Source organism: Kitasatospora sp. NPDC094016, assembly GCF_040304045.1.
Lineage (GTDB): Bacteria > Actinomycetota > Actinomycetes > Streptomycetales > Streptomycetaceae > Kitasatospora.
The window spans coordinates 1-15,183 of record NZ_JBEOUK010000084.1; the positions used below are offsets into that span (position 1 = coordinate 1).

The 15,183-nt window shown below is 73.9% G+C and carries 13 protein-coding genes; 6 read left to right on the top strand and 7 right to left on the bottom strand.

What is annotated here, in order from left to right; all coding sequences use genetic code 11:
• Nucleotides 1-119: 119 nt before the first annotated feature.
• Both ABT015_RS37295 and hpf read right to left on the bottom strand, forming a co-directional pair.
• Complete coding sequence (locus tag ABT015_RS37295; RefSeq protein WP_079135841.1) at nucleotides 120-878, bottom strand: response regulator; 759 nt, start codon at nucleotides 876-878, stop codon at nucleotides 120-122.
• Nucleotides 879-1,083: 205 nt separating this feature from the next.
• Complete coding sequence (gene hpf, locus ABT015_RS37300; protein WP_350887620.1) at nucleotides 1,084-1,776, bottom strand: ribosome hibernation-promoting factor, HPF/YfiA family; 693 nt, start codon at nucleotides 1,774-1,776, stop codon at nucleotides 1,084-1,086.
• A gap of 370 nt (nucleotides 1,777-2,146) precedes the next feature.
• Here hpf and ABT015_RS37305 point away from each other — a divergent pair, with 370 nt between their 5' ends.
• Complete coding sequence (locus ABT015_RS37305; RefSeq protein WP_350887623.1) at nucleotides 2,147-2,866, top strand: ComF family protein; 720 nt, start codon at nucleotides 2,147-2,149, stop codon at nucleotides 2,864-2,866.
• 61 nt (nucleotides 2,867-2,927) lie between these two features.
• On the opposite strand, the gene ABT015_RS37310 is transcribed toward ABT015_RS37305, so the two are convergent.
• From ABT015_RS37310 to mtrA, 3 genes are all read right to left on the bottom strand, one after another.
• A complete protein-coding gene (locus ABT015_RS37310; RefSeq protein ID WP_350887626.1) occupies nucleotides 2,928-4,793 on the bottom strand; it encodes an LpqB family beta-propeller domain-containing protein in 1,866 nt (621 codons plus the stop codon).
• Entirely contained in the window at nucleotides 4,768-6,795 is a 2,028-nt protein-coding gene (mtrB, locus tag ABT015_RS37315) for an MtrAB system histidine kinase MtrB (protein WP_350887628.1), read from the bottom strand. Before mtrB ends, ABT015_RS37310 begins: the two co-directional genes overlap by 26 nt.
• A gap of 70 nt (nucleotides 6,796-6,865) precedes the next feature.
• A complete protein-coding gene (gene mtrA, locus ABT015_RS37320; RefSeq protein WP_030247322.1) occupies nucleotides 6,866-7,543 on the bottom strand; it encodes an MtrAB system response regulator MtrA in 678 nt (225 codons plus the stop codon).
• A 288-nt stretch (nucleotides 7,544-7,831) separates the two neighbouring features.
• On the opposite strand from mtrA, the gene ABT015_RS37325 reads away from it, so the two are divergent.
• The 5 genes from ABT015_RS37325 (at nucleotide 7,832) to ABT015_RS37345 (ending at nucleotide 13,256) form a co-directional block, all read left to right on the top strand.
• Nucleotides 7,832-9,001 (top strand): DUF7847 domain-containing protein, encoded by a 1,170-nt coding sequence (locus ABT015_RS37325; RefSeq protein WP_350887631.1) that lies wholly within the window; start codon nucleotides 7,832-7,834, stop codon nucleotides 8,999-9,001.
• A 5-nt stretch (nucleotides 9,002-9,006) separates the two neighbouring features.
• A complete protein-coding gene (locus ABT015_RS37330; protein WP_350887633.1) occupies nucleotides 9,007-9,666 on the top strand; it encodes a DUF4129 domain-containing protein in 660 nt (219 codons plus the stop codon).
• Entirely contained in the window at nucleotides 9,663-10,895 is a 1,233-nt protein-coding gene (locus ABT015_RS37335; RefSeq protein ID WP_350887636.1) for a DUF4350 domain-containing protein, read from the top strand. The genes ABT015_RS37330 and ABT015_RS37335 overlap by 4 nt, the downstream gene beginning before the upstream one ends.
• 101 nt (nucleotides 10,896-10,996) lie before the next feature.
• Nucleotides 10,997-11,917: an AAA family ATPase gene (locus tag ABT015_RS37340; RefSeq protein ID WP_350887643.1), complete on the top strand. Its 921-nt coding sequence runs from the start codon at nucleotides 10,997-10,999 to the stop codon at nucleotides 11,915-11,917.
• A 28-nt stretch (nucleotides 11,918-11,945) separates the two neighbouring features.
• Nucleotides 11,946-13,256 carry a DUF58 domain-containing protein gene (locus ABT015_RS37345; protein WP_350887639.1) on the top strand — a complete coding sequence of 437 codons (1,311 nt, stop codon included), beginning with the start codon at nucleotides 11,946-11,948 and terminating at the stop codon, nucleotides 13,254-13,256.
• An 85-nt stretch (nucleotides 13,257-13,341) separates the two neighbouring features.
• Here ABT015_RS37345 and ABT015_RS37350 read toward each other — a convergent pair whose 3' ends face one another.
• Nucleotides 13,342-14,487, bottom strand: coding sequence for an RNA polymerase sigma factor (locus ABT015_RS37350; protein WP_350887646.1), 1,146 nt, complete (start codon nucleotides 14,485-14,487; stop codon nucleotides 13,342-13,344).
• A gap of 8 nt (nucleotides 14,488-14,495) precedes the next feature.
• Nucleotides 14,496-14,903 carry a YciI family protein gene (locus tag ABT015_RS37355; protein ID WP_350887649.1) on the bottom strand — a complete coding sequence of 136 codons (408 nt, stop codon included), beginning with the start codon at nucleotides 14,901-14,903 and terminating at the stop codon, nucleotides 14,496-14,498.
• Between the last annotated feature and the right edge of the window lie 280 nt (nucleotides 14,904-15,183).

The following is a 15,183-nucleotide window of genomic DNA, read 5'->3' on the forward strand; positions in this document are numbered from 1 at the left end:
GTTGCGCTCGCGTCACGCACCACGGTTTACCGGAACTGGACCCGCTGCGAAGGTAAATCGCGCAGATTGATCACGACCGAATACGCGCCCTAGTGCCGCGGGCACAAGGCGCAGCCGGGTCACCCTATTTCGAGGATCTTCTCGCGCATCGCGTACACCACGGCCTCCATCCTGGAGTGCAGTTGGAGCTTCTCCAGGATGTTGCGCACGTGGTTCTTCACGGTGTTCTCGCTGATGAACAGCTCCTTGGCGATCTCCCGGTTGTTCATCCCGGTCGCCACCAGCTTGAGCACCTCCAACTCCCGGTCGGTGAGCCGGGGTGCGGGCACCAGGTCCCGGTCGTCGGAGCGGCGCTGGATCATCGACTTGAACTCGGTGAGCAGCTTGGACGCCATCGACGGGCTGATCTGGGACTGCCCGTCGGCGACCGCGCGGATCGCGGTGGCGACCTCGTCGGTGGAGATCTCCTTCAGCAGGTAGCCGGTGGCGCCCGCCTTGATCGCCTCGTAGAGGTCGGCCTCCTCGTCGCTTATCGTCAACATGATGATCTTGGTGCTGGGTGCCACGTCCTTGATCGCGGTGCAGGCCTCGATCCCGCTGCGGCGCGGCATCCGGACGTCCATCAGGATGATGTCCGGCAGCAGGTCGGCAGCCTTCAGCACGGCCTCGGCGCCGTCGCCGGCCTCGCCGACGACCTTGATGTCCGGCTCCTCCGCGAGCACGATCTCCAGTCCCCGGCGGAACAGCGCGTGGTCGTCCACCACCAGCACGCGGATCGGCTCACCCCGGTGCGGCGCGTACGCGGGTTCCTCCTCCGGTCCCGGTGACAGTCCGGTGACCGGCCCCGTAGCGGGCCCCAGCCCGAAGTGATCCCCCATCCGCTCCTCCCCCTTCGCGGGTCGTCGTGCGCCAATCATTCCACGCCGCGCGGCCGTTGCGGTCACCCTCCGACGCCACCGTTCCGCATCGGGTGACCTCCCGGGCCCGCCCTCGACTCCCGCTCCACCCGCCCTGCCCCGAAACGCCGGTGACCCCGGCGGACTCGGCCGCCGGGGTCACCCCTCCAGGATTGTCTTCGGACGGTCAGTCCTCGTCGTCGCTTTCGCCGATCGCCCCGCCCGCACCACTGCCCGAGCCGGCCGACCCGTCGGTCTCCAGGTGGATGACGCCGTAGTGGTAGCCGCGACGGCGGTAGACGACGCTCGGCAGGCCGCTGTCCTTCTCCACGAAGAGGTAGAAGTCGTGGCCGACCAGTTCCATCTCGTACAGCGCCTGGTCCAGCGCCATGGGGGCGGCCGGGTGGGTCTTCTCCCGGACCACCAGCGGGCCTTCGCCCTCCACTTCCAGGGATCCCATCATGGTCTTGCGGACGGCCCCGTTGGTCTCGCCCTCCGGCGCCGCCGTGTCCGGCAGCGCGGCCAGCGCCGCGGTCGCCTCGGCGACGCTGATGGGGGTGCGGCCGTTGCCGCCCTTGTGCACTCGGCGCCGGTCCGCGGACTTGCGCAGCTGGGCGTCGAGCTTCGCCGAGGCCAGGTCGAGCGCCGCGTACGGGTCGGCGGCGGCGGCTTCGGCCCGGATCACCGGCCCACGGGTACGGAGAGTGATCTCCACCCGCTCGGACCGGTCGGCCTGCCGCGGGTTGTGCTCCTTGGACACCTCGACGTCGAGGCTGATCACCTTGCCGTCGAACTTCTGGACCTTCTCCAGCTTCTCGGCCACGTGCTCGCGGAACCTCTTGGGCACCTCGGTCTTGCGGCCCTTGACGACGATGTCCACGCAGAACTCCGATCCCTCGTGCTGACGCCGATCCGGGTGCTACCGGACCGGACTGAGACCCAGCTGGACCAGCCCATCCACTGCCGGCCCCCCGCCCCCGCCGCCAGCGGCGGGAAACGACTGGCCCTCACCTCACTTCCTCCCCACCAGGGACGGTTGAAACCCCTTGGAGCTTTATCGAACACCTCACACGGGGTTTTCGCCTCCCCAGGCGCGGAGCCGGGTATGACCCGATACTGCGGGCGGGCGGTCAAGCTGTTGGACCCTGTCTACCCTCTTGCGAGTGAAGCACGGGTAAATACCTGGACAACACCCCCCGTACGGCGCATCCTTTGCTCACTCTCCGTGCCTGCCGTCGCCAGGAGCAGCCGTGCCACCACCCTCCGCCCCCACCTGTCCGCCGTCCGCCCAAGGGCCGTTCGGCCACGCACTGGCCGGACTGCTGGACGTCCTGGTGCCGGCCCGCTGCGCCGGCTGCGGTGCCGAACGCACCCAGCTCTGCCCGGCCTGCCGGCACGCGCTGGGCTCCACCCGGCCCGGCCCCACGCTGCTGCCCTGGGCGCACGCCGCCACCCCGTACGCCGACCCCGTCCGGCAGTTGCTGCTCGCCCACAAGGAGCGCGGCGCGCTGCGGTTGGCGGGCCCGCTCGGCGAGGCGCTCGGCCGGGCCGTCCGCTCCGCCCTGGGGCCGCGCGCCGGGACCGCGCCGCTGCTGCTGGTCCCGATGCCCTCGGCCCGCTCCGCCGTCCGCGCCCGCGGCCACGACCCGACGCTGCGGCTGGCCGGGGCCGCCGCCCGCTCGCTGCGCCGGTGCGGCCTGGACGCCCGGGCCGAGCCGCTGCTGCGGCACGCCCGCCCGGTCGCCGACCAGGCCGGGCTGAGCGCGGCCGAGCGCCACCGCAACCTGCACGGCGCGCTCACCGTGCTGCCGCGCGCCCGACGCGACCTGCTGGGCCGTCAACCGGTCCTGGTGGACGACCTGGTGACCACCGGTGCCAGCCTCGCCGAGGCGGCCCGGGCACTGGCGGACGCCGGACTGCCCGCCCGGGCGGGCGCCGCGGTCGCCGCGACCGCCCACCGACCCGCCTGAGGCGCCGAACGGCCCGACGGGGCATCAGGAATCGTGACGTCAGGCCGTGACCGGCGGGTTCCTAGCCCGCGTAGAAGAAGGACCCGGCCTTGTCGGCCAACTGGACCTCGCGCCACTGACTGCCGATCAGCCGGTAGATCGCGCCTCCGGCCGCCGCGAGCACCGACGGCGCCTGGGCCAGGACGTTGCCCCGGGACTCGGAGGCCGAGACGGTGAGCATGTTCTCGGCCTGCAGCGTGGTGTCGGCGCTCTGCGTGCCGTCGGTGCCGATGTAGTACAGCTGCTTGATCCGGTCGGCCTCCTTGCCGAGCACCAGCAGCTGGTCGGCCTCCGCCCAGGAGACCGAGGCGACGTCGGTGAGCGAGGGGGCCGCCCGGCGCAGGCCGGTGATCCGCGCGGTCGGCGCCTCCGGGGTGCCGCCGTGCACCACCAGGCCGAAGTACAGCGAGCGGCTGGGCACGCCCGCGGTCTTGACCACCAGGGCGGCCCGGGCGCCGTCCGAGGAGATCTTCAGGGCCTGCACGGTCTGCCCGTCCAGCCCCTCGACCGCGACGGGGTACGTCCGGTTGCCGCGGACCATCACCACCCGCGGGCCCTGCGGGTTGCGGTCCACCACCCAGAGGTCGCCGCGGCCGTCCCAGCTGGGCGAGGCGAGGCCGTCCTCCTTGTCGGCGGTCTTCACCGGCGAGGTGAGCACCGGGTCGGGCAGCGCCACCGCGCTGTCCGCCAGCGGCACCGAGTAGAGCTGGTGGCCGTCCCCGCTGATCGCGGCGGCCCGGGAGCCGTCCCGGTTGACGGCCATGGCGCCGAGCGGCGCCTTGCCGGCCGGCTGCGGCTTGCCGAGGACGCCGCGCACCGGCTCGCCGTTGCGCTGCTCGTCGGTGACCATCAGGAGGCCGTTGTCGGCGCGCTGGTAGTACTGCTGCGCGGGCAGCGGCCCGGCCAGGGCGCCGGGGCCGGTGGCCGGCAGGTCGTTGCGGCTGGCGAAGCAGTTGCCCCGCTGGCCCTTGAGCTCCAGCCGTTCGACCTGTCCCTTGCCCTGGTCGGCGAGGGTGTAGAAGAGCTGGGTCGCCATCCGCCGGCAGGACACCGGTTCGCTGACGTCCGCCCCGCCGAGCTGCACGTGGGCGATCCGGCCGTCGTCGACGCTCACCCGCTCGACGCTGACGCCGCTCGGGAAGGACGTCCGGGCGACCGGCGCGAGCCAGGTCGAGGGCCCGGCGACCAGGGCCTTGGCCGCGGCGGTCAGCGGGTCTGTCCGGCGCCGCAGGTAGATCGGGTCGGGGATCAGGACCTGCTGGCCGGCGCTCCCGGTGACGGTCGAGGACGGGTCCGGCGTGGTGTAGAAGTACCGGTCGACCTGGCGGTAGCTGTTGTTGAAGTTGGTCTCGTTCATGATCACTCCGGCCGGCAGCCGGTCGATCCGCCACTCGCCGTCCTTCTCCCGGACGAGGGTGAAGTCCGCCGAGACGTCCCGCTGCCCCTCGGCCAGGTACGAGTGCTTCTCGTCGATCCTGGCGATCAGCGACCCGGTCACCGTCGCGGAGACGCTGGTGTCGGTGTCGGCGATCTCCTGGCCGGCCGGGAGGTTCGGGGTGGCGGCGGAGAGCACCTGGATGCCGGCGTCCGGGTTCCAGTGCGCGGAGGCGTTCTCGGTGAGGTACTGACGCGCGGTCTCGTACCCCTCGTCGGCGGTCACCGCGTCCAGGAACCCGGTCAGCAGGGCACGCGGCTTGGCGCCCTTGGCCGGCGCCACCGGGTACACCTTGGCCTGCAGGTTCTTGTCGGCCGCACCCTGCGACAGCTCCACCCGGGAGATGCCGCCGGAATCCGGCATGGCCGCGCAGCCGCTCGCCACCAGGGCGCCGAGCACCACGCCGGCCACCGCCGTGAACCGCGGCTCAGTCCTGCTGCTCGTCCTTCGCACGCTGCGACCCCTCCAGGTCCGTCCCGCCCGTCACGTCCGGCTCCGCCGTCCGCTGTGCCACCGACGGCCGTCCGGGCGTCGGGTCCACCATCACCTGGGCGCCGGTGGCACCGTACCCGGTCCCCGCCGTCCGAACGTCCGAGGGGTCCGCGCGCGGCCCTTCGGGCAGCCGGCGCTTGCCCAGGTCGGGGCCGATGTTCAGCACCCCGCCGAGCCCGCTGCCGAAACCGTTGACGGGCCCCTCCGGCGTCTCCGCCTGCTCCTCGGCCGCGGTCATCGCGGTCGCGCCGGGCGGGCTGATCGCCCGCCGGTACGGCACGCCGTAGGTGCCCAGGCCCCGGTTGTTGCGGGAGTCCTCCGGCTCCAGCCGGAACGGCGCCCGGCTGATCTCGCCGCCCCGGGTGCGCGGCAGGGTGAGCCGGAAGTGCGACCCGCCGCCGGGCTCGCCCCAGGCCTGCAGCCAGCCGCCGTGCAGGTGCGCGTCCTCGACGGCGATGGACAGGCCGAGGCCGGTGCCGCCGGTGGTCCGCACCCGGGACGGGTCGGCCCGCCAGAAGCGGTGGAACACCCGGGACGCCTCGCCCGGCTTGAGGCCGATGCCGTAGTCGCGCACGCCGACCGCGACCGCGCCGTCGGCCGAGCCCAGCCGGACCACCACGTCGCGTCCCTCACCGTGCTCCAGGGCGTTGACCACCAGGTTGCGCAGGATGCGCTCGATCCGGCGGGAGTCCACCTCGGCGACGACCGGCTCGCCGTCGCCGCGGATCACCACCGCACTGCCCTTGGCCTGGGCCAGCGGGTCGGCGGCCTCCACCACCCGGGCGACGATGTCGCGCAGGTCGACCGGCTCGCCGTCCAGGATCGCGGCGCCGGCGTCGAAGCGGCTGATCTCCAGCAGGTCGGCGAGCAGCGACTCGAAGCGGTCCAGCTGGCCCTGCAACAGCTCCGCCGAGCGGGCCGCCATCGGGTCCAGGTCCTCGCGGCTGTCGTAGATGAGGTCCGCGGCCATCCGGACCGTGGTCAGCGGGGTGCGCAGCTCGTGCGAGACATCGGAGACGAAGCGCCGCTGCACCCGGGACAGCTCCTCCAGCTGGCGGATCTGGGCCTGGAGGGCGTTGGCCATCCGGTTGAACGACTCGCCGAGGCGGGCGATGTCGTCCGTACCGGTGACCTTCATCCGCTCTTCCAGGTGCCCGTCGGCGAGCCGCTCGGAGATGCCGGCGGCCATCCGGACCGGGGTGACCACCTGGCGCACCACGACCCAGGCGATGCCGCCCATCAGGATCACCACGAACACGCCGGCGGTCGCCAGGGTGCCGGTGATCAGGTCGAGGGTGTCGGTCTCCTGGCCGAAGGAGAACACGTAGAACATCTGGTAGCTGTTGCCGGCCGGGCCGGTGAACTGCATGCCGAGGGCCAGCCCGGGCTCGGTCCGCTCGTCCGCCCGGTGGATCCGGGCCGGCTGGTCGAACATCTGGCCGGGCTCGGAGTGGACCCTGTCCCGCAGGGTGTCCGGGACGCTGCTGGGCAGGATGTCGCCCGAGAAGCGCGGCGCGAAGCCGTTCTCCGGGACGATGGCGTCCGTGCCGGCGGCCATCGCGATCACCGAGTAGACGGTCTGCCCGCTCGCGGCCAGGTCGTTGACCTGGCGCAGCAGCCAGGTGCCGGTCTCCTCGATGGTGGGGTCGGGCGTGGCGCCGACCCGCAGCCGCTGGTCCTTCGCCTCGTCGATCTTCTTCAGTTCCGCCTGGAACCCGATCCTGGCCTGCTCGCGGGCGGCCGCCATCTTGGTACCGAGCAGGCCGGTGCGCACCTGCGCCATCACGACCACGCCGAGCACCAGGACGACCGCGATGGAGGCGAGCAGCGAGACCGCCACCACGCGCAGCTGGATCGACCGGCGGTACAGCGCCGTCACCCGGCGCGCGGGCCGGCGCAGCTGACGGGTCAGCAGCGCGTACGCGGCCGCCCGGCGCCGGCGGCGGGTGGTCGAACTCAGCACGGACCCGCGAACCGCGTCGGCCCCGTCGGTCGCGGAACCCGACGGGGCTTCGTCAGCCAGGTGCGTCACGTCAGCTGGGTCCGGCCTTGTAGCCGACGCCACGGACGGTCACCACGATCTCGGGGCGCTCCGGGTCCTTCTCGATCTTGGACCGCAGGCGCTGCACGTGGACGTTGACCAGGCGGGTGTCCGCCGCGTGCCGGTAGCCCCAGACCTGCTCCAGCAGCACCTCGCGGGTGAACACCTGCCAGGGCTTGCGGGCCAGCGCGACCAGCAGGTCGAACTCCAGCGGGGTCAGCGGGATGCCCCGGCCGTCCCGCTTCACCGAGTGGCCGGCCACGTCGATCACCAGGTCGCCGATGGTCAGCTGCTCGGGCGTCGGCTCCTCGGCACGGCGCAGCCGGGCACGCACCCGGGCCACCAGCTCCTTGGGCTTGAACGGCTTGGTGACGTAGTCGTCGGCACCCGACTCCAGGCCCACCACGACGTCGACCGTGTCGGTCTTCGCGGTCAGCATGACGATCGGAATGCCGGACTCCGCCCGGATCTGCCGGCAGACGTCGATACCGTCCCGACCGGGCAGCATCAGGTCGAGCAGGACCAGGTCGGGCTTGGTCTCCCGGAACGCGGCTAGCGCCCTGTCCCCATCCGCGACGAAAAACGGCTCAAAACCCTCACCACGCAGCACGATACCGAGCATCTCGGCCAGTGCGGAGTCGTCATCAACGACGAGGACGCGTCCCTTCATGCGTCCATCCTCTCATTACCGGATTGTGACCTGCCGCACAGCAGTGCCAATGCTCCACAACGGCCAACTCCCCCCACCGGTTAATTCCGGCCATACCGGTCGAATGTGCCCGGCAGGAACGTCTCCGAACGGTCCGCGGCCCGCCGCCCGACCACCGGAAGGCCCCCGTTTCCGATCAGCGGCCGGATACCCACGGGGCCTCCCCGGGCCCCATGGCACGATGGGCGCTGCGCGCGGGCGAAAGATCCGCCCGGAACCGCGCCCGTGACGCCCCTCCGAGGAGCAGTGATGACCGACACTCCGGGGTGGGCCTCGCCCGGCTCGCCCGAGCCGCCCCGCGACGACGCCCGGCCCCCGGCCGACGCGCCCGCCGCCGTGCCCGGGCCGTCGGCACCACCGCAGGGCGCCCCCGCCCCCGACTGGAACGGCCAGCAGGCCCGGCCCGGCTGGAGCCGGCCCGCACCGGGCGGCCACCAGCCCTACGGCTGGGGCGCTCCGCAGAGCCCCAAGCCCGGCGTCATCCCGCTGCGCCCGCTCGGACTCGGCGAACTCCTCGACGGCTCCGTCGCCACCATCCGCAAGCACTGGCGGACGACCCTCGCCCTCTCCCTCGGCATCGCCGTCGTCGAGCAGGCCGGCAACGTCGCCGCCGAGCTGCTGGTCAAGGGCAAGACCGGCCCCGCCACCCAGGTGACGACCATGCTCGCCTCGATGCCGCTGACGGTGCTGCTCGGTGTGCTCGCGACCGCGCTGCTCACCATGGTCGTCAGCCGCGCCGTCCTCGGGCAGTCCGCGAACGCCGGGGACGCCTGGCGCGACGCCCGCCGCCGGCTGCCGCAGCTGCTCGGGCTGACCCTGCTCACCGGCCTGATGTCCGGCGGCGTGGTGCTGCTCGGCTTCAGCCCCTGGTACTTCTACGCCTCCGGCTCGGCGGGCACCCCCGAGACGGAGGCCCTGCTCTTCCTCGTCGGCATCCTGACCATCCCGGTCGGGTTCTGGTTGTGGATCCGGTTCAGCCTGGCCGCCCCCGCCCTGATGCTGGAGAAGCAGGGCGTGCGGACCGCGCTGTCCCGCTCCCGGCGCCTGACCCACGGCTCCTGGTGGCGCATCTTCGGCATCTCGCTGCTCGGCGAGGTGCTGACCCTCATCGTCGCCATGGTCATCGCGATCCCGTTCCGCTTCGCCGGACTCGTCCTCGGTTTCAGCGACCTCGACCGCCAGGTCGACCTCAGCGCGGCCCACGAGCCCACCGCGATGCTGATCACCACCGCGATCGCCGGCATCATCGCCGCCACCCTCACCATCCCCTTCCGGGCCGCCCTCGGCGTCCTCGTCTACGTGGACCAGCGGATCCGCCGCGAGGCCCTGGACATCGAACTCGCCCGCGCCGCCGGCCTCGCCGAGCCCGGCGCCACCGGCTGGGGCGACCAGGCCGGCCGACCCCCCGCGAGGCGCTGACCCGGATGCCTACCTGGGGGGACAGGCTCCTCGTCGCGGGCGGCGCCCCGGTCACCGTCCCGCGTGACCCGGCCCGCGACGCCGCCCGCGACGAGCTGCTCAACGCCGAGTACCACAAGCACGACCCGAGCGTCCTGGAACGGGTCATGACCTGGCTCAACGACCACATCACCGACGCGCTCGACAGCATCTCCGGCAGCGGCACCAGCGGCACCACCGGTCTGGTGCTCTTCCTGATCGTCGCCGTGCTGATCGGCGCCGCCCTCTGGTGGCGCCTCGGCGCGCCGCGGCGCGCGGCCCGCACCGTCCTCGACGTCTACGGCGTCGAAGGACCGCGCGGCGCCGGCCAGTACCGGGCCGACGCCGAACGGCACGCCGCCGCCGGGCACTGGAACGAGGCCGTCCGCGCGCAGATGCGAGCCCTGGTCCGGGCCCTGGAGGAACGCACCCTGCTCGACGTCCGCCCCGGCCGCACCGCCGACGAGGCCGCCACCGAGGCCGGCCGGGCCCTGCCCGACCACGCCGCCGCCCTGGCCGCCGCCGCCCGCACCTTCGACGACATCGCCTACGGCGAGCGCACCGCCGACCAGGCCGCGTACCAGCTGCTGCGCGAGCTCGACCGGACCCTGGAACGCGCCCGCCCGGCCCTGGGAGGAGCGGCATGACCAGCACCACCCCCGCGCCGCCCGCGCCGCAGCCGCCCGCCACCCCTGTCCCCGATGGGACGGCCACGACCAGCCTCGCCCCCACCAGCCGCGGCCTCTGGCGCCGGGCCCGCTGGTACCTGCTCGTCCTCGCCATCCTGCTGATCGGCGCCACCGCCGTGGCCGCCCTCGGCCAGGACCGCCGCTACCCGCCGCTCGACCCGCGCTCCTACGACCAGGACGGCAGCCACGCCGTCCTCGCGCTGCTCGAACACCAGGGCCTCAAGACCGACCTCACCACCGACCTCACCGGCCACCCGGGCGGCGCCGACACCCTCGTCCTGCCCGAGCCCGACCTGCTCGGCCCCGCCGAACTGCGCGCCATCGCCGCAGCCCGGCACAGCCGGCTCGTCCTCATCGCCCCCGGCCCGGCCGCACTCAGCGCCCTGGCCCCCGGCATCCGCCCCTCCGACGAGGACGGCGGACCCTCCTACGCCTCCGTCCGCAGCACCGCCGCACAGTGCCCACTCACCGAGGCCGTGCGGGCCGGCAGCGCCGAGATCGGCGGAATGCTCTACACCAGCGGCAGCCGCGGCGCCGGCTGCTACCCGCGCGGCCACGGCTACCCGCTGGTCAGCGCCCCGACCGCCGGCGGCGACGTCATCGTGCTCGGCACCGGCGCCTTCCTGCACAACGAGCAGCTCGCCAAGGACGGCAACGCCGCGCTCGCCCTCGGCCTGCTCGGCTCCCAGCCCCGCCTCACCTGGCACCTGCCCGACTACAGCGTCCCGCTCGCCCAGGGCACCCGGGACAAGACCTTCGGCGACTACATCCCGGACGGCTGGCGCTGGGCCGGCTACCAGCTCGCCGCCGCCGCCGTCCTGACCGCCCTCTGGCGCGGCCGCCGACTCGGCCCCGTGATCAGCGAGAACCTGCCCGTGGTGGTCCGCGCCGCCGAGACCACCGAGGGCCGCGCCCGGCTCTACCGCCGGGCCAAGGCCCGCGGCCGCGCCGCCGAGGCCCTGCGCCGGGCCGCCGCGCACCGCCTCGCCCCGGCCCTGGGCGTCCCGCTCCACGCCGGCGCGCCCGACCCCGACACCCTCTGCGCGGCCGTGGCCGACCGCCTCCCCGAGCAGCCCGCCGGCGACGTCCGGGCCCTCCTCTTCGGCCCGCCCCCGACCGACGACACCGCACTGCTGCGGCTCGCCGACGACCTCGACGCCCTCGAAAGGCAGGTACGGAACCCGTGACCGAACAGGCCACCGCCACCCCGTCCAGCACCCCCGGCGCGGCGGCTGCCACCCCGGGCACCCCCGACACCGCCGCCGACCCGCGCGCCGCGCTCACCGCCCTGCGCGCCGAGATCGGCAAGGCCGTGGTCGGCCAGGACGCCGCCGTCACCGGCCTCGTCGTCGCCCTGCTCTGCGGCGGCCACGTCCTGCTGGAGGGCGTCCCCGGCGTCGCCAAGACCCTGCTGGTCCGCACCCTGTCCACCGCGCTCAACCTGGACACCAAGCGCATCCAGTTCACCCCCGACCTGATGCCCGGCGACGTCACCGGCTCCCTCGTCTACGACGCCCGCACCGCCGAGTTCTCCTTCCAGCCCGGCCCGGTCTTCACCAACCTGCTGCTCGCCGACGAGATCAACCGCACCCCGCCGAAGACCCAGGCCGCCCTGCTGGAGGCCATGGAGGAGCACCAGGTCACCGTCGACGGCGTGCCGCGCGCGCTGCCCGTCCCGTTCCTGGTCGCCGCGACCCAGAACCCGGTCGAGTACGAGGGCACCTACCCGCTGCCCGAGGCCCAACTGGACCGCTTCCTGCTCAAGCTGGTCCTGCCGCTGCCCGACCGGGACCAGGAGTTCCAGGTCCTGTCCCGGCACGCCGCCGGCTTCGACCCCCGCGACCTCGCCGCCGCCGGCGTCCGCCCGGTCGCCGGGCCCGCGCACCTCGCCGCCGCCCGCGAGCAGATCGCCAAACTGACCGTCTCCCCCGAGATCCTCGCGTACATCGTCGACCTCTGCCGGGCCACCCGGCAGTCCCCGTCGCTGTCCATCGGCGTCTCCCCGCGCGGTGCCACCGCCCTGCTGGCCGCCTCCCGCGCCTGGGCCTGGCTCGCCGGTCGCGACTACGTCACCCCCGACGACGTCAAGGCCCTGGCCCTGCCCACCCTGCGGCACCGCGTCGCGCTGCGCGCCGAGGCCGAGATGGAGGGCGTCACCGCCGACTCCGTCATCCAGGCCGTCCTCACCCAGACGCCCGCCCCCCGCTGAACCGCCCGTTCCCGAAGGAGCGCACCGCATGGCCCTCACCGGGCGAACCGCCCTGCTCGCCGCGCTCGGCACGCTCGTCGTGGGCCTGTTGCTGCCGTCCTGGGCCGGGATCGGCCTCGTCACCGGCACCGTGCTGCTCGCCGCCGTGATCGACCTGGTGCTCGCCGCCCCCGTCCGCAGCCTGGAACTCGGCCGGGGCGGCGACACCACCGTCCGGCTCGGCGAACCCGCCTCCGTCGAACTGACCGTCACCAACCCCTCCGGGCGGCCCCTGCGGGCCCGGATCCGCGACGCCTGGGCCCCGTCCGCCTGGCGGCCGGGCACCGCCGAGGCCGCCTCCCGGCACACCCTGCACGTCCCCGCCGGCGAGCGGCGGCGGGCCGCCACCGTGCTCACCCCGACCCGCCGCGGCGACCACCACGCCCGGCGGGTGACGGTCCGTTCGCTCGGGCCGCTCGGCCTGGCCGGCCGCCAGGGCTCGCACCACCTGCCCTGGACGGTCCGCGCCCTGCCCCCGTTCAACAGCCGCAAGCACCTGCCCTCCCGGCTCGCGCGGCTGCGCGAACTCGACGGCCGCACCTCGGTCCTGACCAGGGGCCAGGGCACCGAGTTCGACTCCCTGCGCGAGTACCTGCCCGGCGACGACGTCCGCTCCATCGACTGGCGGGCCAGCGCCCGACGCAACACCGTCGCCGTCCGCACCTGGCGCCCCGAACGCGACCGGCACATCCTCGTCGTCCTCGACACGGGCCGCACCTCCGCCGGCCGGGTCGGCGACGCACCCCGCCTCGACGCCGCCCTCGACGCCGCCCTGCTGCTCACCGCCCTCGCCACCCGCGCCGGCGACCGGGTCGACCTGCTCGCCCACGACGCCCGCAAGCGCGTCGCGGTCGCCGGCAGCTCGCCCAGCGAGATCCTGCCGGCCTTCACCCACGCGATGGCCTCCCTCCAACCGGCCCTGCACGAGACCGACATGCGCGCACTGGTCGCCACCGCCCTCAAGATGGCACCGCACCGCTCGCTGATCGTCCTGCTCACCGGGCTCGACACGGCCCCGGTCGAGGACGGCCTGCGCCCGCTGCTGCCGCTGCTCACCAAGCGCCACGAGGTCGTCCTGGCCTCCGTCGCCGACCCCCACCTGGACGCCCTCGCCGCCGGCCGCGGCACCCTGGAAGCCGTCTACGGCGCCGCCGCCGCCGAACAGACCCGCGCCGACCGCCGCGCCACCGCCGACCTCCTCACCCGCCACGGCGTCACCGTCCTCGACGCCTCCCCCACCCAGCTCGCCCCCGCCCTCGCCGACACCTACCTCGCGCTCAAGGCCGCCGGCCGCCTCTGAGCCTCGCCGTACGGGCGGTGCCGCCCCTTGGTCCCATCCCTGCGACGGGCAGGCCGTGGTGACGCCGCGCCACCTGTTCGGTCCGTCAGTCGGACCGACGGGAGTTGAGCCGGGCGGCCTGGCGCACGAGGTGGTCGCGCTCGGCGAGGTTGGGGGCCTGGTGGGCCGCCTCGGCGTACAGCCGGGCCGCCGTCTCCAAGTCGCCGTCGCGCTCGTGGAGGTACGCCGCCACCGCCGTGTGGCGGGGCAGCGAACCGTCCAGCTCCCCGAGCGCCGCCAGCCCGGCGCGCGGCCCGTCGGCCTCACCGACGGCCACCGCGCGGTTGAGCCGGACGACCGGGCTCTCCGTCAGACGGGCGAGCTCGTCGTACCACTCGACGATCTGCACCCGGTCGGTCTCCTCCGCGCTGGGCGCGTCGGCATGGAGGGCCGCGATGGCGGCCTGGGCCTGGAACTCGCCCAGCCGGTCGCGGCCCAGGGCCGCTTGCAGGATCCCGACGCCCTCGGCGATCAACCCGGTGTCCCACCGGCCACGGTCCTGCTCGGCGAGCGGCACCAGGCTCCCGTCGGACGCGGTCCGGGTCCCGCGCCGGGCATGGTGGAGCAGCATCAGCGCGAGCAGCCCCGCCACCTCGGGGTGGTCGATCGCCTCCGCGAGCTGCCGGGTCAGCCGGATGGCCTCGGCGGCGAGGTCGACGTCCCCGGAGTAGCCCTCGTTGAAGACCAGGTAGAGGACGCGCAGCACGGTGGCGACATCGCCGGGCCGGTCGAACCGCACCCCCGAGACGGTCCGCTTGGCCCGGCTGATTCGCTGGGCCATCGTCGCCTCGGGCACCAGGTAGGCCTGGGCGATCTGGCGGGTGGTCAGCCCGCCCACCGCGCGCAACGTGAGCGCGACCGCCGACGACGGCGTCAACGACGGGTGCGCGCACAGGAAGTAGAGCTGGAGCGTGTCGTCCACCGCGGACGCGGGCCCCGGCTCCGGTTCCTCCTCGACCCGGTCCTCGCGTCGGCGGCGGGCCGCGTCCGCCCGGGCCCCGTCGAGGAACCGGCGCCAGGCCACGGTGACCAGCCAGCCCTTCGGGTCCCGCGGCGGATCGGCCGGCCAGACGCGGACCGCCTCGACCAGGGCGTCCTGCACGGCATCCTCGGCCGCCGCGAAGTCGGCTCCGCGGCGGACGAGGATACCGAGCACGCTCGGCGCGAGGCTCCGGAGCAGGACTTCGTCCACCGGGGAGGTCACTCGGTGACGGTGGGCGGCGCGGCCAGGAACGGACGCAGCTCCAGCCACTCGTGGATCGGCCGCCCGCCCGCCCCAGGAGCGGCCGACAGTTCCCCGGCCAGCTCGACGGCGCGCTCGTAGCTGTCGACGTCGATCACCATCCAGCCGGCGATCAGGTCCTTGGTCTCGGCGAACGGGCCGTCGGTCACCGGCGGGCGCCCCTCGCCGTCGTACCGGACGAACGTCCCCTCGGGAGCGAGTGCCAGGCCTTCGACGAACTCGCCGGTCTTCTCCAGCCGGTCTGCGAAGTCCTGCATGTACTTCACGTGCGCCGAGATCTCCTCGGGCGTCCATCGGTCCATGGGCACGTTGTTGACCGGAGCCGGGGCGCCTCGGTAGTGCTTGAGCAGCAGGTACTTGGCCATGATGTTCTCCTCGGTGCTGGTGCGACCCATTGTGGCCGCGCTCACCCCGGGGACGGAGCCAGCCACGGGTTCTCGACATGGCCGGCCGAACTTTTTCGAACTTTCGTGGGGACCCAGGTGAGGACCCAGGTGAGGTGCTCCCATGGGCCGGAAACGCAAAGAACCCCCATCCGGCTTTCGTGGGGACCCAGGTGAGGTGCTCCCATGGGCCGGAAACGCAAAGAACCCCCATCCGGCTTTCGTGGGGACCCAGGTGAGGTGCTCCCATGGGCCGGAAACG